A 21,807-nucleotide genomic window follows, 5' to 3' on the forward strand; every position below is an offset into this window, starting at 1 on the left:
ACGCCACGAGTGGCTGTAAAGGCTGTCCACTGTCCACGGCTTTCCGGGCCCGAGGCGTCGATGCTCGGCATCAGGTGCGGTTACACCGCTGACGGTTCTCCGACTCCTGGCGCACAGTGCCCCGGGGGCAGACGGTCACTGACCGTCGGTCCCCGGCTGCCGTGCGCGTCCGCCCCGCACTAAACCGGCAGCTAACCGGAATCCAGATTTCCGTAACTGCGCAGAACCTTGCCAGCCCCTCGAACGTGGCTCTACTGTCGCGACGAACAAACAGAAAGCGCTTTCTCGCCGATGGGTCGGCCCACCCCGCCACCCCTCATCGGTCGTACTGACATGCCCATGACATGCGATGCCGGAGGCGGAACGCCCGGCACATGAGGACGAAAGGCGAGACGAGAATGAGACGATCAGTCGCAGTGCGGCTCTCCGCGCTATTGGCCACGGGAGCACTCGCGGCCGCGACCGGCGTGGCGCTGTCCACGTCCACGGCATCCGCCGCGACCGGCGGTGTCACCGGCTATGCGACGCAGAACGGCGGCACCACCGGCGGGGCGGGCGGGCAGACGGTCCGTGCCACCACCGGCACCGCGATCCACCAGGCGCTGTGCAGCCGGGCCAGCAGGTCGACCCCGATCGTCATCCAGGTCGAGGGCACCATCAACCACGGCAACACCAGCCAGGTGTCGGGCGGCAGTTGCAGCACCGCCGCCGACAAGATCGAGCTCAAGCAGATCAGCAACGTCACGATCGTCGGCGTGGGCAACGGCGCCGTCTTCGACCAGCTGGGCATCCACATCCGGGAGTCCAGCAACATCATCATCCAGAACGTGACCATCCGGAACGTCAAGAAGTCGGGCTCGCCCACGTCGAACGGCGGCGACGCCATCGGCATGGAAAGCGGTGTCCGCAACGTCTGGGTGGACCACACCACGCTGGAGGCGTCCGGCGGTGAGTCGGAGGGCTTCGACGGCCTCTTCGACATGAAGGACAACACCCAGTACGTGACGCTGTCCTACAGCACCCTGCGCAACTCCGGCCGCGGCGGTCTCATCGGCTCCAGCGAGAGCGACACCTCGAACGGCTACGTCACGTTCCACCACAACCTGTACGAGAACATCGACTCCCGTACGCCCCTGCTGCGCGGCGGCATCTCGCACATCTACAACAACCACTACAAGAACCTGAACGAGTCCGGCATCAACTCCCGTGCCGGCGCCCGCGCGAAGGTGGACAACAACTACTTCGAGGACTCCAAGGACGTCCTCGGCACCTTCTACACCGACGCGGCCGGCTACTGGCAGGTCAGCGGCAACATCTTCGACAACGTGACCTGGTCCTCGCGCAGCGGCGACAACAACCCCGCGGGCCCGAACCCCACGTCGAACACCTCGGTGAGCATCCCGTACGCGTACACCCTCGACGCGGCCAACTGCGTGCCGAGCGTCGTGAGCCAGACGGCGGGCGCCAACAAGGGCCTGAAGGTCTCCGACGGCAGCTGCACCCCGCAGACCCCGGACCCGACCGACCCCGACCCGACCGACCCGGACCCCACGGACCCCGACCCGGACCCGACCGACCCGGACCCCACTGACCCGCCCACCGGCACCAACCTCAGCCTCGGTGCGGGCTCCGACGGCACCTCCAAGGCGGACGGCACGAGCTACGGCAACGTCCGTGACGGCAACATGAGCACCTACTGGTCGCCGTCCGGCTCGACCGGATCCGTCTCGATCAAGTGGGGCTCCGCCACCACCGTCTCCAAGATCAACATCCGCCTCGCCTCGGGCTCCGGCACCATCGGCGCCTACCGCGTCATCAACCACGACACGGGCGCCGTCCTGGCCTCCGGCAGCGGAGCGGGCGTCATCGGCTTCTCGCCGACCTCCCTGAGCAAGATCACGTTCCAGATCACCAGCGCCTCGGGCACCCCGAGGATCGCCGAGTTCGAGACGTACGCGAGCTGACCCGCGGTCGGGGGTCGTCCTTTGGGACGGCCCCCGGACGCGGTTGGCCCCGCGCGTCGTCTCGGAACCGCGCCGTTACAGATCATCCGGCAGAAGCCGGAACGCCGTGTGTGCGGTGAGTGGGCGAATGGCGCGGAAGTCCTTCCGGTCGAGCGTGAGCACGGCGTCCGTCGCGTACTCGCGGGCCATGACCGCGATCACCGAGTCGGTCAGGTCGAGGGCGAGACCCCGGTACCTGCGCTGAACGATCCTGGCGTCCGCGAGCAGGTCGACATGCGCGTCACCGAGGACGTAGCGTCCAGTTTTGGCCTGTGCCACGACCGAGTCCATGACCTGTCCCGCGGCATCCTTGCCGAACCGGCGGCTCAGCAGGTGGTCCAGTTCGGCCAGCACGAGTTGGGGGATCACCAGCAGACCGGCGGTGTCCATCACATGGCGGGCCGTCTTGTGTTCGGGGCAGCTGCGATCGACGGAGGCGATGACCCCCGACGTGTCGGCGATGGCGATCACCTACGAGGCCTCGTTCCAGTGGCCGAAGCCCGTCTCGCCCAGTATTTCGTCACCTCGCTCCGCGAAAGTGGCGTCGCCGCTGTCGAAGACGGGAAGCCCCGCGGGCTCCTCCCAGACACGGTTGCGGGCGATGGCGAGGTGGACGCCCTCACGAATTAGCTCGGCTTCGCTGATCCCTCTCCGCGCAGCCGTGGCCTTGAGGTCGTGGAGGTCGTCTTCCTCGAGGTAGACCGTCGTTCGCTTGAGACCCATGACCGTATGGTACCCCTGCCATACGATTACGCGCCCGCCAGATCCCCCAGCACCCTGTGCAGCGGCTCCGTGGCCCGCCGCCGGTACTCCTGGACCGCCCAGCCGTTGCCGTCCGGGTCCGTGAAGTACATGAACGTGGCGCCGTCGGACTCCGCGTACCGGACCGGTTCGGAGACCTCCAAACCCCGTTCGACCAGTTCCGCGTGGGCCGCCTCGATGTCGGCGACACACAGCTGGAGCCCCTGGTAGGAACCGGGGGCCGGGGTGGGTCCCGGGGTCATCTCCCAGATGCGGTCGCCGAGGGCGATCGAGCAGCCGGAGCCGGGCGGGGTCAGCTGGACGATGCGCATGCCCGGCATGACCTCCTGGTCGATGTCGACGTGGAAGCCGACCTTGTCCCGGTAGAAGTCCCTGGCCCGGTCGATGTCGCTCACCGGCAGCGGGATCACTTCGAGGGTCACGTCCATGGAACTCCTCCGGCTCCTTCGTCGAGGACGGGCGGGGTCACGCGAACCGCCATCGGGTCTGGCTGAACGGCTCCCCCTTACCGAACCCGAATACGGTCCGCGGCGCCACCGAGAACACGACAGCGTGCCCCGGACCGTGATGGAAGTACCCGTCCCGGACCTCGAAGTGCCAGAAACTGCCGTACTTCGCCTCCCACTCCGCCGCCAGCTCGCGCAGCCGCGCGTCGTCGGCGACCCGCACCGCCTCGCCCTCCACCACCACGTCGTAGCCCTTGTTCCAGATGTTCGTGCCGGTCGTCAGCACGACGTGCGGGTTCTCCGCCAGGTTGCGGGCCTTGCGCTCGTCGGGGCCGGTGCAGAAGTGCAGCGCGCCGGCCGACCAGACCGCCGGGAGCGGGGTGACATGGGGGCGGCCGTCCGGGCGGACCGTGGAGATCCAGAACAGTTCCGCCCCGGCGAGCAGCCGCTCCGTCTCCGACCAGGGCGGCGCCTCGGCCTCCGGGGCGCTGTAACCCGGGTCGAGTCGGGTCTCGGGGGTGTCGCTCATCGGACCTCCATGTCCGGTCGTCCCGTACGTGCCGTCCTTCCATCAGACCCCGTCCGCCGCCGGAACTCATCGCGGGCCGTCCCGGGGCCGCGCACACGTACTCCGGATAGGCTCATGGCCGTACGACCCTGATCCGAGGCATGTGCACCAGGCACAGGCGCGAGGCACGAGGGAGGCCGGGGATGACGTCGGCGCCGGGGCGCAGGAGCAGTACCTTCACGCGGCTGCTGCGGCACGGCTTCACCGATCCGTCCGCCGCCGAGCGGCTCCTCGACAGCGCGGAACTGGCGCCCGTACGCAACGACCCCGTCCTGCTGGACGCCCTCGGCGCGACCGCCGACCCCGATCTCGCGCTGCACGGGCTGGTACGGCTGCTGGAGGCGCAGCACGGCGCCACCGCCCGCCAGGAGCTGCTGGACACCCTGATAGCCGCCAAGCCGCTGCGGGACCGGCTGCTTGGGGTGCTCGGCGCCTCCGCCGCGCTCGCCGACCACCTGGCCCGACACCCGAGCGACTGGCAGGCCCTCGTCACCTACGAGCCGCGCGACCTGCACCCGGGCATCGAGGAGTTCGAACGGGGTCTCGCCGACGCCACCGACCCGGTCTCGCTCCGCGTCGCCTACCGCCGCTGTCTGCTGTCCATCGCCGCGCGGGACGTCTGCGGCACGATCGAGGTCGCCCAGACCGCCGCCGAGCTCGCCGACCTCGCCACCGCCACCCTGCGCGCCGCCCTCGCCCTCGCCGGGGCCGCGGCGCCCGGGGACGCCGCCCTGTGCCGGCTCGCGGTGATCGCGATGGGCAAGTGCGGCGGACACGAGCTGAACTACGTCTCCGACGTCGACGTCATCTTCGTCGGCGAGGCGGCCGACGGCGCCGACGAGGACAAGGCGCTGCGCGCCGCGACCCGGCTGGCCTCGCACATGATGCGGATCTGCTCCGAGACCACCGTCGAGGGCTCCATCTGGCCCGTGGACGCCAATCTGCGGCCCGAGGGCCGCAACGGGCCGCTCGTCCGCACCCTCGCCTCCCACCTCGCCTACTACCAGCGCTGGGCGAAGACCTGGGAGTTCCAGGCGCTGCTAAAGGCCCGCCCGGTCGCCGGCGACCTCGCGCTCGGCGAGGAGTACGTCGCCGCGGTCCAGCCGCTGGTGTGGGGGGCCGCCGAGCGGGAGAACTTCGTCGCCGACGTGCAGAAGATGCGCCGCCGGGTGGTGGAGAACATCCCCGCCGCCGAGATCGACCGCCAGCTCAAGCTCGGGCCCGGCGGGCTGCGCGACGTCGAGTTCGCGGTGCAGCTGCTCCAGCTGGTGCACGGCCGCTCCGACGCCTCCCTGCGCAGCGGCACCACCCTCGACGCGCTGAAGGCCCTCGCCGCCGGCGGCTATGTCGGCCGCGCGGACGCCGCCCAGCTCGACGACGCCTACCGCTTCCTGCGCTCCCTGGAGCACCGCATCCAGCTCTACCGGCTGCGCCGCACCCACCTCGTCCCCGAGGACGAGGCCGACCTGCGCCGCCTGGGCCGCTCCCTGGAGCTGCGCACCGACCCGGTCGCCACCCTGACCCGGGAGTGGAAACGACATGCCTCCGTCGTCCGGCGGCTGCACGAGAAGCTGTTCTACCGGCCGCTGCTCGACGCCGTCGCCGCCCTGGCCCCCGGTGAGGCCCGGCTCAGCGCGGAGGCGGCGCGGGAACGCATGGTCGCCCTCGGCTACGCCGACCCGGCCGCCGCCCTGCGCCACCTGGAGGCGCTGGCCTCCGGCGTCACCCGCAAGGCCGCCATCCAGCGCACCCTGCTGCCCGTGCTGCTGGGCTGGTTCGCGGACTCCGCCGACCCGGACGCCGGACTGCTCAACTTCCGCAAGGTCTCCGACGCGCTCGGCAAGACCCCCTGGTACCTGCGGCTGCTGCGCGACGAGGGAGCCGCCGCCGAGAACCTGGCCCGGGTGCTGTCCGCCGGGCGGCTCGCCCCCGACCTGCTGATGCGCGCCCCCGAGGCGGTGGCGCTGCTCGGCGACGGCGGCGGGGGCCTCGAGCCGCGCTCCCGCGCCCATCTGGAGCAGGAGATGCTCGCCGCCGTCCGCCGCGCCGACAACGCCGTCCAGGGCGTCACGGCCGCCCGCGGGGTGCGCCGCCGTGAGCTGTTCCGCACGTCGGCCGCCGACATCGTCGGTTCCTACGGCACCGAGTCCCAGCCCGCCGAGGCCGACCAGGGCGCGCTGGTGGACCTGGTGGGCGGTGCGGTGTCCGATCTGACGGCCGCCACCCTGGCCGGCACCCTGCGCGCCGTGGTCCGCGAGGGCTGGGGGGACACGCTGCCCACCCGGTTCGCGATCATCGGCATGGGCCGCTTCGGCGGGCACGAGCTGGGCTACGGCTCCGACGCGGACGTCCTGTTCGTGCACGAGCCGCGCGACGGCGTGGACGAGCGGGAGGCCGGCGAGGCGGCCAACAAGGTGGTCGCCGAGATGCGCCGGCTGCTCCAGATACCCAGCGCCGACCCGCCCCTGCTGATCGACGCCGACCTGCGCCCGGAGGGCAAGTCGGGCCCGCTGGTGCGCACCCTGAAGTCGTACGAGGCGTACTACCGCCGCTGGTCACTGGTGTGGGAGCGGCACGCGCTGCTGCGCGCCGAGCACGTCGCCGGGGACGAGGACCTGGGCCGCCGCTTCATCGAGCTGATCGACCCGCTGCGCTACCCGGCCGACGGGCTCGACGAGGAGGCCGTCCGCGAGATACGGCGGCTGAAGGCCCGTATGGAGTCCGAGCGGCTGCCGCGCGGCGCCGACCCCAAGCTGCACGCCAAGCTCGGTCCGGGCGGGCTGTCCGACGTGGAGTGGACCGTGCAGCTGCTCCAGCTGCGGCACGGCGCGGGGGAGCCGGGCCTGCGCACGACCCGCACACGCGAGGCGCTGGCCGCCGCGCACGCGGCGGGGCTGATCTCCGGGGAGGACGCCGGCACCCTCGACGAGGCGTGGGTGCTGGCGAGCCGGGTGCGCAACGCGGTGATGCTGGTCCGTGGCCGCGCGGGGGACACCTTCCCCACGGCGCCCCGGGAACTGGGCGCCGTCGGCCGCTACCTGGGCTACGGCCCCGGGCACGCGGGCGACATGCTCGACGCGTACCGGCGTACGGCACGGCGGGCGCGGAGCGTGGTGGAGGAGCTGTTCTACGGGGGGTCGTGACCCCCCGGGCTCATCCCTGCTTCGGCACCGGGATGCGGTCCCGCTCCCGTTGCTCCCGCATCTGCTCCTGCTCCTGCTCCTTGTCCCGCTTTCTCCGCTCGGGCGCCGGCCTCGGCAGGGAGTACGGCAGGCAGCCGTACCAGACCAGGGCGATGCCGTAGCCGACGGCCAGGCAGACGACGCCGCCCACGGCGTCCAGCCAGAAGTGGTTGGCGGTGGCGACGATGACGACCAGCGTGGCGGCCGGGTACACCAGGCCCAGCACCCGCACCCACGGGACGCGGGCGAGCGCGAAGATCGTCAGCCCGCACCACACCGACCAGCCGATGTGCATCGACGGCATGGCGGCGTACTGGTTGGACATGTTCTTCAGATCGCCGGAGGCCATCGAACCCCAGGTCTCGTGGACCATGACGGTGTCGACGAAGTCCTGGCCGTTCATCAGCCGGGGCGGCGCGAGCGGATACAGGTAGTAGCCGACGAGGGCGATGCCCGTGGTGGTGAACAGGACCAGCCGGGTCGCCGCGTAGCGGCCGGGATGACTACGGTAGAGCCACACCAGGACACCCAGCGTCACCACGAAGTGCAGGGTGGCGTAGTAGTAGTTCATGCCCACGATGAGCCAAGTCACCGAGTTCACGGCGTGGTTGACGGACTCCTCGAAGGCGAGGCCGAGTTGCTCCTCCAGCCGCCAGATCCAGTCGGCGTTGCGCAGTGCCTCGGACCGCTGTTCGGGCACCGCGTTGCGGACGAGTGAGTACGTCCAGTAGCTCACCCCGATCAGCAGGATCTCGAACCACAGCCGGGGCCGGCGGGGGGCGCGCAGCCGGCGCAGGCGACCCTGCCCCGTCCGCTCCGCGACGGGGTGCGCTGCGGCCTCTTCGCGGCCTTCCAGCGTTGTCACCGTCGTGTCACCCATGGGCACAGAGTCTGCCAGAAAAGACCCTCCCCTCAGATCATCCCGCGGTCGGGCCCGACCCGCATGTTCTCCCCCGGGTACAGGCCCGCCCTCTCCTACCGTGGCAGTGCCCGAAAGGCCGTCGTCTCCGCCCTAAGGACGATTCCGGTCCCCAGGGGCCGAAGCGGTCGAACCGCGCACCACCAGTTCCGGCATGAACACGAACTCGCTGTGCGGGGCGGGCGTTCCGCCGATCTCCTCCAGCAGCGTCCGCACCGCGGCCTGGCCCATCGCCGGGACCGGCTTGCGGACCGTGGTCAGCGGCGGGTCGGTGAAGGCGATCAGCGGGGAGTCGTCGAAGCCGACCACCGAGATGTCCTTCGGCACGTCCAGACCGCGCTGACGGGCCGCCCGTATCGCGCCCAGCGCCATCATGTCGCTCGCGCACACCACCGCCGTGCAGTCGCGGTCCATCAGCGCGGTGGCGGCGGCCTGGCCGCCCTCCAGCGTGTACAGCGAGTGCTGGACCAGCTCCGTCTCGACCGTCTCGGCGCTCAGGCCCAGTTGTTCCTGCACGGTGCGCACGAAGCCCTCGATCTTGCGCTGCACCGGTACGAACCGCTTCGGTCCGAGCGCAAGACCGATGCGGGTGTGGCCCAGGGAGGCGAGGTGGGTGACGGCGAGCGCCATCGCGGCCCGGTCGTCGGGGGAGATGAACGGCGCCTGCACCTTCGGCGAGAAGCCGTCGACGAGCACGAACGGCACGCCCTGCGCCCGCAGTCGCTCGTAGCGCTGCATGTCGGCGGTGGTGTCCGCGTGCAGTCCGGAGACGTAGATGATGCCGGCCACCCCGCGGTCCACGAGCATCTCCGTCAGCTCGTCCTCCGTCGACCCGCCCGGGGTCTGGGTGGCGAGCACCGGGGTGTAGCCCTGGCGGGTCAGCGCCTGCCCGATGACCTGGGCCAGCGCCGGGAAGATCGGGTTCTCCAGCTCCGGGGTGATCAGACCGACCAGGCCCTCGCTGCGCTGCCGCAGCCGTACCGGGCGTTCGTAGCCGAGGACGTCGAGGGCGGCGAGCACGGACTGGCGGGTGGTGGCGGCGACTCCCGGCTTGCCGTTGAGGACGCGGCTGACGGTCGCCTCGCTCACCCCCGCCTGAGCAGCGATATCGGCAAGGCGTGTGGTCACAGGACTGGACTGTAGCTGCCGGTTCTCGCCTTGCACACCGATCGGACGCCTGGTGCGCGCCGTCGAACGGCCCGCTGCGGGCTGCTGGGTCATCGCGGTCCTCAAGTCGTGGTCGACGTCCGGTCCGCAAGGGATGATTCCCTCGGCGGCAACGGATGGCAAGTGCTTGCAGAGTCTTGCACAACAGTCCGAACCCTTGTCGTACGGGCGGAAACCCGGGTCGCGCGGTGGTGGAGGGGAGGTCACGGCGGGATAACTCTCCGCCCTCCTTGCAAAAGTTTTCTGCAAGGTCTTTCGGATCGCTTACATCGCTGTTACGTTCACCTCGCCCGGCGGCCGCAACGGCGCAGTCGGCAAGTTCGCAGGACGGCAGACGGGGCCGGACTGCACTCACGGGCTTTCACCCTCAAGGAGAACTCATGCGGCGTGGCATAGCGGCCACCGCGCTGGTGGCGTCCCTCGCCCTCGCGGCGACGGCCTGCGGCGGAGACAGCGACAGTGGCGACAAGGCCGGCGGCCCGGTCACCATCACCTGGTGGGACACCTCCAACGCGACGAACGAGGCGCCGACCTACCAGGCCTTGGTCAAGGAGTTCGAGGCCGCCAACAAGGACATCAAGGTCAAGTACGTCAACGTCCCCTTCGACCAGGCGCAGAACAAGTTCGACACCGCCGCCGGTTCCAAGGGCGCCCCCGACGTGCTGCGCTCCGAGGTCGGCTGGACCCCCGCCTTCGCCAAGAAGAGCTTCTTCCTGCCGCTGGACGGCACCGAGGCCCTCGCCGAGCAGGACAAGTTCAAGCCCAACCTGCTCGAGCAGGCCAAGTACGAGGGCAAGACCTACGGCGTCCCCTTCACCACGGACACCCTCGCCTTCGTATACAACAAGGAACTGTTCGAGAAGGCCGGCGTCGAGGCCCCCAAGACCTGGGACGACCTGAAGAAGGCCGCCGCCACCATCAAGGACAAGACCGGCGTCGACGGCTACTGGGGCTCCACCGCCGGCTACTACGCCCAGCCGTTCCTGTACGGCGAGGGCACCGACATGGTCGACGCCGACGCCAAGAAGGTCACCGTCAAGTCCCCCGAGGCCGAGAAGGCCTACGGCACCTGGCTGGACCTGTTCGACGGCAAGGGCCTGCACAAGGCCGACGTCACCGCCGACGCCTACGCCCACATCCAGGACGCGTTCGTCAACGGCAAGGTCGCCTCGATCATCCAGGGCCCGTGGGAGATCACCAACTTCTACAAGGGCTCCGCGTTCAAGGACAAGGCCAACCTCGGCATCGCCACCGTCCCGGCCGGCACCACCGGCAAGGCGGGCGCCCCGACCGGCGGCCACAACCTCTCCGTCTACGCCGGCTCCACCAAGGAGAAGCAGGAGGCCGCGCTGAAGTTCGTGAACTTCATGACCTCCGCCAAGGCGCAGGAGACCATCGCGCTGAAGAACTCCACGCTGCCCACCCGTGACGACGCCTACACCGACAAGGTCAAGGCCGACCCGGGCATCGCCGGCTACCAGACGGTCCTCGCCGCCGCCCAGCCGCGCCCGGCCCTGCCCGAGTACAGCTCGCTGTGGGGTCCGCTGGACGACGAGCTGCCGCAGATCGCGGGCGGCAAGGAGTCCCTGGACAAGGGCCTGGGCGACGCGGAGACCGCGATCGCCAAGCTGGTGCCGGACTTCAGCAAGTAACGCCCGTGTGGCCGCCGGACCCGCTTCCAGGAGGGGAGGGTCCGGCGGCCGCCGGCCTGTGTGCCGTACTCCTTGATCATCCAGAAGGTGCCGAACCATGACAGTCGCCATCGACCGCGCGACCGGCAAGCGCCGCGGTGACCGCGCGCCCCGCCCCGGGCTGGGGCAGCGCCTGAAGCACGCGTACCAGAAGCACTGGTACGCCTACGCCATGATCGCGCCGGTGGCCCTCGTGCTCGGCGTCATCGTGCTGTACCCGCTGGCCTACGGCTTCTACCTCACGCTCACCGACGCGGACAGCCTCAACTCGGCCCGCACCATCGGCGTCAACGAGATCGAGGCCACCTACAAGTTCGTCGGCATCGACAACTACGCCGACATCCTGTGGGGCGAGACGGCATACGACCGCTTCTGGTCGCACTTCATCTGGACGATCGTGTGGACGGCGGCCTGTGTCGCCCTGCACTACGGCATCGGCCTGGGCCTCGCCCTGCTGCTCAACCAGAAACTCCGCGGCCGCACCCTCTACCGGCTGATCCTGATCCTGCCGTGGGCCGTGCCGACCTTCGTCACCGTCTTCGGCTGGCGCTTCATGCTCGCCGACGCCGGCATCATCAACTCCGGCCTGGACTTCCTCGGCCTGCCCACCCCGGCATGGCTGGAGGACTCCTTCTGGCAGCGCGCCGCCGCCATCATGGTCAACACCTGGTGCGGTGTGCCCTTCATGATGATCTCCCTGCTCGGCGGACTCCAGTCCATCGACAGCAGCCTGTACGAGGCGGCCGAGATGGACGGCGCCAGTGCCTGGCAGCGCTTCCGCCACGTCACCCTGCCCGGCCTGCGCTCGGTCAGCTCCACCGTGGTCCTGCTCGGCGTGATCTGGACCTTCAACCAGTTCGCGGTCATCTTCCTGCTGTTCGGCAACACCGCCCCGGACGCACAGATCCTCGTGACCTGGGCCTACCAGCTCGGCTTCGGACAGCAGCCGCGCGAGTTCGCCGAGTCCGCGGCCTACGGCATGCTGCTGCTGGCCATCCTGATCGTCTTCACCTCCTTCTACCGCCGCTGGCTGAACCGCAATGAGCAGCAGCTCGCGATCTGAGGCAGGAGTCCCCATGAGCACCTCGACCGTCACCACCACTGCTCCGGCGGACCGGCCTGCCGACGACCCGCTGCCGCCCCGCAAGGTGCGCCGGCGCGGCGAGAGCGGCCCCCTGGCACGCCTCACCACCCACGGCATCCTGATCGTGGCCAGCCTGATCGCGCTGTTCCCGGTCGCCTGGCTGGTCTTCCTGTCCCTCGGCCCCGACAAGGACGACTATCTGCGTCCCGGCGGCATCTGGGGCAAGATGACGCTCGACAACTACACGTTCGTCCTCCAGAACACGAACTTCTTCGACTGGCTGAAGAGCTCGCTGATCGTCTCGCTCGGCACCACGGTCATCGGTGTCCTGGTCGCCGCCACCACCGGCTACGCCGTCTCCCGCATGCGCTTCCCGGGGTACAGGAAGTTCATGTGGGTGCTGCTGGTCACCCAGATGTTCCCGGTGGCCGTCCTGATGGTGCCGATGTACCAGATCCTCTCGGACCTCCAGCTCATCGACAGCTACCTCGGCCTGATCCTCGTCTACTGCTCGACGGCGGTGCCGTACTGCGCCTGGCTGATGAAGGGCTACTTCGACACCATCCCGTTCGAGATCGACGAGGCGGGACGCGTCGACGGGCTGACCCCCTTCGGCACCTTCGCGCGGCTGATCCTCCCGCTCGCCAAGCCGGGTCTGGCGGTCGCCGCGTTCTACAGCTTCATCACCGCGTTCGGCGAGGTCGCCTTCGCCACGACGTTCATGCTCGACGACGAGAAGTACACGCTCGCCGTCGGACTCCAGAGCTTCGTCAGCGAGCACGACGCACAGCGCAATCTCATGGCCGCGACCGCGGTCCTGATCGCGATTCCGGTGTCCGCGTTCTTCTATCTCGTGCAGAAGAACCTGGTTACCGGCCTGACCGCCGGCGGTACGAAGGGGTAAGCGCCGCTAGGGGGAACTGGTTTCGTTCGGCTGCAGCGACGTTGTGGCTGGTCGCGCAGTTCCCCGCGCCCCTGAGCGGCGTTGCCCTTCCCCTGACCCGAGGCGGCTGCGGTGTCCATCCGACCCCGCTGTCACCGCGGCCGCCTCGTCACTCGCCGCACGCCCATTGACCCGATGAATCCGTTACATCTCCCAAGGACACCATGAGCCAGCACTCCGCCGCCCCGGCCCCGACCTCCACGACCGACGCGGCCGTCGCCACCGTCGCGCGGTGTCGCGACTGGTGGCGGGACGCGGTGATCTACCAGGTGTACCCGCGCAGCTTCGCCGACAGCAACGGCGACGGCATGGGCGACCTGGAAGGCATCCGCTCCCGCCTGCCGTACCTGCGCGACCTCGGTGTGGACGCCGTGTGGCTCAGCCCCTTCTACGCCTCGCCGCAGGCCGACGCCGGCTACGACGTCGCCGACTACCGGGCCGTCGACCCCATGTTCGGCACCCTGCTCGACGCGGACGCGCTGATCCGTGACGCCCATGAACTGGGCCTGCGGATCATCGTCGACCTCGTGCCGAACCACTCCTCCGACCAGCACGAGTGGTTCAAGCGCGCCCTCGCCGAGGGCCCCGGCTCCCCGTCGCGGGACCGCTACCACTTCCGCCCCGGCAAGGGCGAGAACGGCGAACTGCCGCCCAACGACTGGGAGTCGATCTTCGGCGGCCCGGCCTGGACCCGGGTCACCGAGCCCGACGGCACGCCGGGGGAGTGGTACCTGCACCTGTTCGCGCCCGAGCAGCCCGACTTCAACTGGGAGCACCCGGCGGTCGGCGACGAGTTCCGCTCCATCCTGCGGTTCTGGCTCGACATGGGCGTGGACGGCTTCCGCATCGACGTCGCCCACGGCATGGTGAAGGCCGAGGGCCTGCCCGACCTGGGCTCCCATGAGCAGCTGAAACTGCTGGGCAACGATGTCATGCCGTTCTTCGACCAGGACGGCGTGCACGACATCTACCGGCAGTGGCGCCTGATCCTCGACGAGTACAGCGGCGAGCGCATCTTCGTCGCCGAGGCCTGGACCCCGACCGTCGAGCGCACCGCCAACTACGTCCGCCCCGACGAACTGCACCAGGCGTTCAACTTCCAGTACCTGGGCACCCACTGGGACGCCGAGGAGCTGCGCACGGTCATCGACCGCACCCTGGACGCCATGCGCCCGGTCGGCGCCCCCGCCACCTGGGTGCTGTCCAACCACGACGTCACCCGGCACGCCACCCGCTTCGCCAACCCGGCCGGCCTCGGCACCCAGATTCGCCTGGCCGGCGACCGGGAGCTGGGACTGCGGCGCGCGCGTGCGGCGACGCTGCTGATGCTGGCGCTGCCCGGTTCGGCGTACGTCTACCAGGGCGAGGAGCTGGGCCTGCCGGACGTCGTCGACCTGCCCGACGAGGTGCGCCAGGACCCGGCGTACTTCCGGGGCGCCGGCCAGGACGGCTTCCGCGACGGCTGCCGGGTGCCGATCCCGTGGACCCGTGAGGGTTCCTCGTACGGCTTCGGCGACGGCGGCAGCTGGCTGCCGCAGCCCGAGGGGTGGGGCGAGCTGAGCGTCGAGGCGCAGACCGGCGTGCCCGGCTCGACCCTGGAGCTGTACCGGTCCGCGCTCTCCGTGCGCCGGAGCCGGGCCGATCTGGGCGCGGGCGACGCGGTGGAGTGGCTGCCGGCACCCGAGGGCGTCCTCGCCTTCCGGCGCGGGGAGTTCGTGTGCGTCGCCAACACCACGGGGGAGTCGGTGACCACCCCGGTATACGGCCGTGTCCTGCTCGCCAGCGGTGAGGTGGACGAGACGGCGGGCGGGACGAAGGTCCCGGCCGACACCACCGTGTGGTGGACCACGGGCTGACGTCCCTCCGTCCCGCAACTTTTTCGTTCAAGTTGGTACGGCCCGCTGCCCTTTCGGGTGGCGGGCCTCTAACATCTGCGTTGCCGCAAGGTTGCTGAAGTTTTCTGCAAGAAGCTTCAAGCCGCTTCGGCGGTATCCCCACACCCTTCGATGAAGAAGGAACCCCACATGGCACGCAGAACCCTCTCCGGGGTCGTCGCGCTGGCGGCCGCCTCGATTGTCATGACCCCAACCGCCGCGGAGGCGTCCCCGCCGGGCACCAAGGACGTCACGGCCGTCCTCTTCGAGTGGAACTTCGCCTCGGTCGCCCGCGAGTGCACCACCACCCTCGGACCCGCCGGATACGGATACGTCCAGGTCTCCCCGCCCGCCGAGCACATACAGGGCTCGCAGTGGTGGACGTCGTACCAGCCCGTCAGCTACCGGATCGCGGGCCGGCTCGGTGACCGCACCGCGTTCAAGAACATGGTCGACACCTGCCACGCGGCCGGCGTCAAGGTCGTCGCGGACACCGTCATCAACCACATGTCGGCGGGCAACGGCACCGGCACCGGCGGCTCGTCGTACACCAAGTACAACTACCCCGGCCTGTACTCCTCGTACGACTTCGACAACTGCACCGCGCAGATCACCAACTACCAGGACCGCGGCAACGTCCAGAACTGTGAACTGGTCGGCCTCGCCGACCTCGACACCGGCGAGGACTACGTCCGCGGCGCCATCGCGAAGTACATGAACGACCTGCTCTCCCTGGGCGTGGACGGCTTCCGCATCGACGCCGCCAAGCACATGCCGGCCGCCGACCTGGCCAACATCAAGTCCCGGCTGAGCAATCCCTCCGCGTACTGGAAGCAGGAGGTCATCCACGGCGCCGGCGAGGCCGTCCAGCCCACCGAGTACACCGGCAACGGGGACGTCCAGGAGTTCCGCTACGCCTACGACCTCAAGCGGGTCTTCAACAACGAGAACCTCGCCTACCTGAAGAACTACGGCGAGGGCTGGGGCTACATGAGCAGCGGTGTCTCCGGCGTCTTCGTCGACAACCACGACACCGAGCGCAACGGGAGCACGCTCAGCTACAAGGACAACGCCACCTACACCCTGGCCAACGTCTTCATGCTGGCCTGGCCCTACGGCGCCCCCGACATCAACTCCGGCTACGAGTTCACCGACCATGACGCCGGACCGCCCAACGGGGGCCGGGTCGACGCCTGCTGGCAGAGCGGCTGGAAGTGCCAGCACGCCTGGCCGGAGATCAAGTCCATGGTCGGCTTCCGCAACGCGACCCGGGGCCAGTCGGTCACCAACTGGTGGGACAACGGCGGCGACGCCATCGCCTTCGGCCGGGGCAGCAAGGGCTTCGTGGCCATCAACCACGAGTCCGGCTCCCTGACCCGCACCTACCAGACCTCCCTCCCGGCGGGCACGTACTGCAACGTCCAGAACAACACCACGGTGACGGTGAACGGTTCGGGACAGCTGACCGCCACCCTGGGCGGCAACACCGCCCTCGCGGTGTACGCGGGCAAGTCGAGCTGCTGAACCCGCGCCGGGCGCGCCGTCGTTCACGGTGCCGGCGCGCCCGGCATTCCGGATGTAAGTCCTTACCGTTACTTTCACAACCCTTGCTGTAAAGCTTTCAACGGCGATACGGTCACGCCGACGCTCCGGTGACGTGGCCGAAACAGGCCGAGCCGTGGCGTGGGGTCGGACCCGAATGAGCCGTAAGCGCAAGGAGTTCACGCCTTGATACCCAGATGGCCCGCGCCCCCGGGGCGCCGCACCGCGCGCGGCAGACGCGTCGCCGCCGTCACCGTGGCCGCGCTCGCCGCCGCCCTGGTGCAGCCGCTCGCCGCCCGTGCCGACACCCCGCCCGCGCCTCCGTCGGACGCGAAGCTCGCCAAGTCCCCGGCGCGGCACGACCTGACCCGCGAGCAGTTCTACTTCGTCCTGCCGGACCGCTTCGCCAACGGCGACGCGAAGAACGACCGCGGCGGACTGACCGGTTCGCGCCTCACCACCGGCTACGACCCCACCGACAAGGGCTTCTACCAGGGCGGCGACCTCAAGGGCCTGACGCAGAAGCTCGACTACATCAAGGGGCTCGGCACCACCGCCATCTGGATGGCGCCCATCTTCAGGAACCAGCCCGTGCAGGGGACCGGGGAGAACGCCTCCGCCGGCTACCACGGCTACTGGATCACCGACTTCACCCAGGTCGACCCGCACTTCGGCACCAACGAGGACCTCGAGAACCTCATCGACAAGGCCCACGCCAAGGGCATGAAGGTCTTCTTCGACGTCATCACCAACCACACCGCCGACGTCGTCGACTACGAGGAGAAGTCCTACGACTACCTCTCCAAGGGCGCCTTCCCGTATCTGACCGAGGACGGCGAGCCCTTCGACGACGCCGACTACGCCGACGGCTCGCGCCGGTTCCCGCGCGTCGACGCGGACTCCTTCCCGCGCACCCCGGTCGTGCCCGACGCGAAGCAGCGGACCAAGGTCCCGTCCTGGCTCAACGACCCGGAGATGTACCACAACCGGGGCGACTCCACCTTCGCCGGGGAGTCCGCCGAGTACGGCGACTTCTCCGGCCTCGACGACCTGTGGACCGAGCGTCCCGAGGTCGTCGACGGCATGGAGAAGATCTACCAGCGGTGGGTGAGGGACTTCGACATCGACGGCTTCCGGATCGACACCGTGAAGCACGTCAACATGGAGTTCTGGACCCAGTGGGCCACCGCCCTGGACGCCTACGCGGCCAAGAAGGGCCGGGACGACTTCTTCATGTTCGGCGAGGTCTACTCGTCCGACACGGACATCACCGCCCCGTACGTCACCGAGGGCCGCCTCGACGCCACTCTCGACTTCCCCTTCCAGGAGGCGGCCCGCCAGTACGCCTCCCAGGGCGGCAGCGCCAAGAAGCTGGCCTCGGTCTTCGGTGACGACTACAAGTACACGACCGACAAGGCCAACGCGTACGAGCAGGTCAGCTTCCTCGGCAACCACGACATGGGCCGCATCGGGACGTTCCTGAAGCAGGACGACCCGAAGGCGTCCGACGCCGAGCTGCTGAAGAAGGACATGCTCGCCAACGAGCTGATGTTCCTCAGCCGCGGCAACCCGGTCGTCTACTACGGCGACGAGCAGGGCTTCACCGGCGCCGGAGGCGACAAGGACGCCCGCCAGACCCTGTTCGCCTCCCGCACCGCCGACTACCTCGACGACGACCTGATCGGCAGCGACCGCACCCACGCCGAGGACACCTACGACACCCGCTCGCCGCTCTACCGGCAGATCAGCGCCCTCGCGAAGCTCCGCAAGGCCCACCCGGCCCTCACCGACGGCATCCAGCAGGAGCGGTACGCGGCCGACGGCGCGGGCGTCTACGCCTTCTCCCGCACCGGCACCGGCAAGGACACCACCGAGTACGTCGTCGCCTTCAACAACTCCGGCGAGACCCAGAAGGCGACCTTCGCGACCGGCTCCGCCCGGATGACCTTCAAGGGCCTCTACGGCACCGGCGCCACCGTCACCAGCGACGCCGACAAGAAGATCACCGTCACCGTCCCGGCCGGTTCGGCGATCGTCCTCAAGGCGTCCGGCCCGCTCGCCGCGCCCGCCGCGAAGCCCACGGTCACCCTGAAGGCCCCGGAGGCCGGAGCCACCGGCACCGTCGAGCTCACCGCCGATGTCGACGGCGGACAGCTCAACCGGGTCGTCTTCGCCGCCCAGACCGGCAACGGCACCTGGCGGACCCTCGGCTCCGCCGACCACGCCCCCTACAAGGTCACCCACACCATCGGCGAGGACGTCCCCGCCGGGACCGCCCTGCGCTACAAGGCCGTCGTGATCGACTCGGCCGGCCGCACCGCGAGCGCCCTGGCCGCCTCCACCACCGGCACCCCGCCCGTCGAGGAGCCCCCCACCGCCGCCTCCCGCGACTACGCGATCGTCCACTACAAGCGCGCCGACGGCGACTACGACGACTGGGGCCTGTACGCCTGGGGCGACCTGGCGGACGGCGAGGCCACCGAGTGGCCGAACAGCCACCCCTTCACCGGCCGCGACGCCTACGGCGCCTTCGCCCACGTCAAGCTCAAGCCGGGCGCGTCCGACGTCGGCTTCCTGGTCATCGACAAGGACGGCAACAAGGACGTCGCCACCGACCGCACCATCGACGTCACCACGACCGGCGAGATCTGGATCGAGCAGGGCAAGGAGACCGTCACCACCGAACGGCCCGACTACCCGGCCCAGGACACCACCAAGGCCGTACTGCACTACCACCGCGCCGACGGCAACTACGACGGCTGGGGCCTGCACACCTGGACCGGCGCCGCGAACCCCACCGACTGGTCGAACCCCCTGGAGCCGGTGAAGACTGATGCCTATGGCGCTGTCTTCGAGGTGCCGCTCACCGAGGGTGCCACCAGCCTCAGCTACATCATCCACAAGGGCGACGAGAAGGACCTCCCCTCCGACCAGTCGCTCGACCTCAAGGCCAACGGCCACGAGGTGTGGCTGTTGAACGGCCAGGAGAAGTACCTGCTGCCGCAGCCGGCCGGCTCGGCGGCGGCGCTCGACCTGACCACCTCCAAGGCGGTCTGGATCGACCGGGACACCGTCGTCTGGGACGGCTCCGAGGCCGCCGCCTCCACCCAGCTCCTCGCCTCCCGCACCGGCTCCGTCAAGGTGGAGAACGGCACGCTGACCGGCGACGACGCACGGTGGCTGCGGCTGACGAAGACCAACCTCACCGACGCCCAGAAGGCGAAGTTCCCGCACCTGAAGGACGGCACCGCCTGGTCCGTCGACCCGCGCGACCGGGACCGGGTGCGCGAGGCCCTGCGCGGCCAGGTCGTCGCCACCCAGCGCGCCGCCAACGGCGCCGTGCTCGCCGCCACCGGCGTGCAGATCGCCGGCGTACTCGACGACCTCTACGCGGCCGACGCGACGAAGACGGAGCTCGGCCCGACGTTCCGCCACGGCCGGCCCACCCTCTCCGTATGGGCGCCGACCGCGCAGAACGTCTCCCTGGAGATCGGCGACCGCACCGTCCGGATGCGGCGGGACTCCGGCACCGGCGTCTGGTCCGTCACCGGCCCCGGCTCCTGGAAGGGCAAGCCCTACCGGTACGCCGTGACGGTGTGGGCGCCCAGCACCCGCGAGATCGTCACCAACAAGGTCACCGACCCCTACTCGGTCGCCCTGACGACCGACTCCGAGCGCAGCCTCGTCGTCGACCTGGCCGACCGGTCCCTGAAGCCGCGTGAGTGGTCGACGTACGACAAGCCGAAGGCCGTGCCGCTCAAGGACGCCCAGATCCAGGAGTTGCACATCCGCGACTTCTCCGTGGCGGACCGCACGGCGAAGAACCCCGGCACCTACCTCGCCTTCACCGACGAGGACAGCGACGGCCGCGAGCACCTGCGCGAGCTGGCCGAGGCCGGCACCTCGTACGTGCACCTGCTGCCCGCGTTCGACATCGCCACCATCCCGGAGAGGAAGTCCGACCAGCAGACCGTCGACTGCGACCTCGCGTCCTACCCGGCCGACTCCGACAAGCAGCAGGAGTGCGTGGCGAAGGCCGCCGCCAAGGACGCCTACAACTGGGGCTACGACCCGTACCACTACACGGTCCCCGAGGGCTCCTACGCCAGCGACCCGGACGGCACCCAGCGCACCGTCGAGTTCCGCGAGATGGTCAAGGCGCTCAACGAGGACGGCCTGCGGGTCGTGATGGACGTCGTCTACAACCACACCGCCGCGAGCGGCCAGGCCAAGACCTCCGTCCTGGACCGGATCGTCCCCGGCTACTACCAGCGGCTCCTCGCCGACGGCTCGGTCGCCAACAGCACCTGCTGCGCCAACACGGCACCCGAGAACGCCATGATGGGCAAGCTGGTCGTCGACTCGGTCGTCACCTGGGCCAAGGAGTACAAGGCCGACGGCTTCCGCTTCGACCTCATGGGCCACCACCCGAAGGCCAACATGCTGGCCGTGCGCAAGGCCCTCGACGAGCTCACCCTCGCCGAGGACGGCGTCGACGGCAAGAAGATCATCCTGTACGGCGAGGGCTGGAACTTCGGCGAGATCGCCGACGACGCCCGCTTCGAGCAGGCCACGCAGAAGAACATGGCCGGCACCGGCATCGCCACCTTCTCCGACCGGGCCCGTGACGCCGTGCGCGGCGGCGGCCCCTTCGACGAGGACCCCGGCGTGCAGGGCTTCGCCTCCGGTCTCTACACCGACCCCAACTCCTCGAAGAGCAACGGCACCGAGGCCGAGCAGAAGGCCCGCCTGCTGCACTACCAGGACCTCATCAAGGTGGGCCTGAGCGGCAACCTCGCCGACTACACCTTCACCGACACCAGCGGCAAGGAGGTCAAGGGCTCCCAGGTCGACTACAACGGCGCCCCCGCCGGATACGCCGACGCGCCCGGCGACGCCCTCGCCTACGCGGACGCGCACGACAACGAGTCCCTGTTCGACGCGCTCGCCTTCAAGCTGCCGAAGGACACGTCCGCCGGCGACCGGGCCCGTATGCAGGTCCTCGCCATGGCGACCGCCGCCCTCTCGCAGGGCCCGGCGCTCTCCCAGGCCGGCACCGACCTGCTGCGCTCCAAGTCCCTGGACCGCAACTCCTACAACAGCGGCGACTGGTTCAACGCCATCCACTGGAACTGCGCGGACGGCAACGGCTTCGGCCGCGGTCTGCCGCCGGCCGCCGACAACGAGGACAAGTGGCCCTACGCCAAGCCCTTGCTGGGCTCGGTACAGGTCGGCTGCCCGCAGATCCAGGGCACCTCGGCCGCGTACCGGGACCTGCTGAGGATCCGCTCGACGGAGAAGGACTTCTCCCTCGACACCGCGGGACAGGTGCAGTCCCGGCTCTCCTTCCCGCTGTCCGGCGAGGACGAGACGCCCGGCGTGATCACCATGAAGCTGGGTGACCTGGTCGTCGTCTTCAACGCCACGCCCGAGCGGCAGCAGCAGCGCGTCGCAGGGCTCGGCGGAACCGGCTACCGGCTGCACCCCGTGCAGGCGGCGGGCGGGGACGCGGTCGTGAAGACCTCGTCCTACGCGAAGGACACCGGCACGTTCACCGTTCCGGCGCGCACGGTCGCCGTGTTCACCACGGCCGGCTGACCCCGTAAGGCACTGCGGCTAGTGTGAG

14 protein-coding genes are annotated in these 21,807 nt (G+C 69.7%); 8 read left to right on the forward strand and 6 right to left on the reverse strand.

Annotated elements, in window-relative coordinates; all coding sequences use genetic code 11:
* Nucleotides 1-398: 398 nt before the first annotated feature.
* Complete coding sequence (locus ACZ470_RS26120) at nt 399-1,964, forward strand: pectate lyase family protein (protein ID WP_468430962.1); 1,566 nt, start codon at nt 399-401, stop codon at nt 1,962-1,964.
* A gap of 75 nt (nt 1,965-2,039) precedes the next feature.
* Here ACZ470_RS26120 and ACZ470_RS26125 read toward each other — a convergent pair whose 3' ends face one another.
* From ACZ470_RS26125 to ACZ470_RS26140, 4 genes are read right to left on the reverse strand one after another with little or no spacing between them, the layout of a single operon-like run.
* Nucleotides 2,040-2,474 (reverse strand): type II toxin-antitoxin system VapC family toxin, encoded by a 435-nt coding sequence (locus ACZ470_RS26125; protein WP_468430964.1) that lies wholly within the window; start codon nt 2,472-2,474, stop codon nt 2,040-2,042.
* Complete coding sequence (locus ACZ470_RS26130; RefSeq protein ID WP_468430966.1) at nt 2,475-2,726, reverse strand: ribbon-helix-helix domain-containing protein; 252 nt, start codon at nt 2,724-2,726, stop codon at nt 2,475-2,477.
* Between the two features lie 26 nt (nt 2,727-2,752).
* Nucleotides 2,753-3,193, reverse strand: a complete 441-nt coding sequence (locus tag ACZ470_RS26135) for a VOC family protein (RefSeq protein WP_468430967.1) — start codon at nt 3,191-3,193, stop codon at nt 2,753-2,755.
* A 37-nt stretch (nt 3,194-3,230) separates the two neighbouring features.
* The gene (locus tag ACZ470_RS26140) at nt 3,231-3,740 is read right to left on the reverse strand and encodes a pyridoxamine 5'-phosphate oxidase family protein (RefSeq protein WP_468430968.1); all 510 of its coding nucleotides are present in this window, start codon (nt 3,738-3,740) and stop codon (nt 3,231-3,233) included.
* Between the two features lie 182 nt (nt 3,741-3,922).
* Between ACZ470_RS26140 and ACZ470_RS26145 the strand changes: the two genes are divergently transcribed.
* A complete protein-coding gene (locus ACZ470_RS26145; protein WP_468430970.1) occupies nt 3,923-6,922 on the forward strand; it encodes a bifunctional [glutamine synthetase] adenylyltransferase/[glutamine synthetase]-adenylyl-L-tyrosine phosphorylase in 3,000 nt (999 codons plus the stop codon).
* Nucleotides 6,923-6,932: 10 nt separating this feature from the next.
* On the opposite strand, the gene ACZ470_RS26150 is transcribed toward ACZ470_RS26145, so the two are convergent.
* Together ACZ470_RS26150 and ACZ470_RS26155 are read right to left on the reverse strand one after the other, a co-directional pair.
* Nucleotides 6,933-7,841 (reverse strand): phosphatase PAP2 family protein, encoded by a 909-nt coding sequence (locus ACZ470_RS26150; protein WP_468430972.1) that lies wholly within the window; start codon nt 7,839-7,841, stop codon nt 6,933-6,935.
* Nucleotides 7,842-7,973: 132 nt separating this feature from the next.
* A complete protein-coding gene (locus ACZ470_RS26155) occupies nt 7,974-9,008 on the reverse strand; it encodes a LacI family DNA-binding transcriptional regulator (RefSeq protein WP_311644709.1) in 1,035 nt (344 codons plus the stop codon).
* A 419-nt stretch (nt 9,009-9,427) separates the two neighbouring features.
* Between ACZ470_RS26155 and ACZ470_RS26160 the strand changes: the two genes are divergently transcribed.
* The 6 genes from ACZ470_RS26160 to pulA all read left to right on the forward strand — a co-directional run bounded on the left by ACZ470_RS26160 (nt 9,428) and on the right by pulA (nt 21,779).
* Nucleotides 9,428-10,699 carry an extracellular solute-binding protein gene (locus ACZ470_RS26160; protein WP_468430974.1) on the forward strand — a complete coding sequence of 424 codons (1,272 nt, stop codon included), beginning with the start codon at nt 9,428-9,430 and terminating at the stop codon, nt 10,697-10,699.
* Nucleotides 10,700-10,796: 97 nt separating this feature from the next.
* The gene (locus ACZ470_RS26165) at nt 10,797-11,801 is read left to right on the forward strand and encodes a carbohydrate ABC transporter permease (protein ID WP_468430976.1); all 1,005 of its coding nucleotides are present in this window, start codon (nt 10,797-10,799) and stop codon (nt 11,799-11,801) included.
* A gap of 13 nt (nt 11,802-11,814) precedes the next feature.
* The gene (locus tag ACZ470_RS26170) at nt 11,815-12,726 is read left to right on the forward strand and encodes a sugar ABC transporter permease (protein ID WP_468430978.1); all 912 of its coding nucleotides are present in this window, start codon (nt 11,815-11,817) and stop codon (nt 12,724-12,726) included.
* A 203-nt stretch (nt 12,727-12,929) separates the two neighbouring features.
* Nucleotides 12,930-14,621 (forward strand): glycoside hydrolase family 13 protein, encoded by a 1,692-nt coding sequence (locus tag ACZ470_RS26175; protein WP_468430980.1) that lies wholly within the window; start codon nt 12,930-12,932, stop codon nt 14,619-14,621.
* Nucleotides 14,622-14,789: 168 nt separating this feature from the next.
* The gene (locus ACZ470_RS26180) at nt 14,790-16,163 is read left to right on the forward strand and encodes an alpha-amylase (protein ID WP_468430982.1); all 1,374 of its coding nucleotides are present in this window, start codon (nt 14,790-14,792) and stop codon (nt 16,161-16,163) included.
* 204 nt (nt 16,164-16,367) lie between these two features.
* Nucleotides 16,368-21,779: a pullulanase-type alpha-1,6-glucosidase gene (gene pulA, locus ACZ470_RS26185; RefSeq protein ID WP_468430984.1), complete on the forward strand. Its 5,412-nt coding sequence runs from the start codon at nt 16,368-16,370 to the stop codon at nt 21,777-21,779.
* The last annotated feature ends 28 nt before the right edge of the window (nt 21,780-21,807 follow it).

It is taken from the genome of Streptomyces sp. NPDC031111 (assembly GCF_055570675.1).

Bases quoted from the DNA above. Each gene is read 5' to 3' on its own strand.
- ACZ470_RS26120 (WP_468430962.1), top strand. From the start codon at position 399: ATGAGACGATCAGTCGCAGTGCGGCTCTCCGCGCTATTGGCCACGGGA.
- ACZ470_RS26130 (WP_468430966.1), bottom strand. From the start codon at position 2,726: ATGGGTCTCAAGCGAACGACGGTCTACCTCGAGGAAGACGACCTCCAC.
- ACZ470_RS26135 (WP_468430967.1), bottom strand. From the start codon at position 3,193: ATGGACGTGACCCTCGAAGTGATCCCGCTGCCGGTGAGCGACATCGAC.
- ACZ470_RS26140 (WP_468430968.1), bottom strand. From the start codon at position 3,740: ATGAGCGACACCCCCGAGACCCGACTCGACCCGGGTTACAGCGCCCCG.
- ACZ470_RS26145 (WP_468430970.1), top strand. From the start codon at position 3,923: ATGACGTCGGCGCCGGGGCGCAGGAGCAGTACCTTCACGCGGCTGCTG.
- ACZ470_RS26150 (WP_468430972.1), bottom strand. From the start codon at position 7,841: ATGGGTGACACGACGGTGACAACGCTGGAAGGCCGCGAAGAGGCCGCA.
- ACZ470_RS26160 (WP_468430974.1), top strand. From the start codon at position 9,428: ATGCGGCGTGGCATAGCGGCCACCGCGCTGGTGGCGTCCCTCGCCCTC.
- ACZ470_RS26165 (WP_468430976.1), top strand. From the start codon at position 10,797: ATGACAGTCGCCATCGACCGCGCGACCGGCAAGCGCCGCGGTGACCGC.
- ACZ470_RS26170 (WP_468430978.1), top strand. From the start codon at position 11,815: ATGAGCACCTCGACCGTCACCACCACTGCTCCGGCGGACCGGCCTGCC.
- ACZ470_RS26175 (WP_468430980.1), top strand. From the start codon at position 12,930: ATGAGCCAGCACTCCGCCGCCCCGGCCCCGACCTCCACGACCGACGCG.
- ACZ470_RS26180 (WP_468430982.1), top strand. From the start codon at position 14,790: ATGGCACGCAGAACCCTCTCCGGGGTCGTCGCGCTGGCGGCCGCCTCG.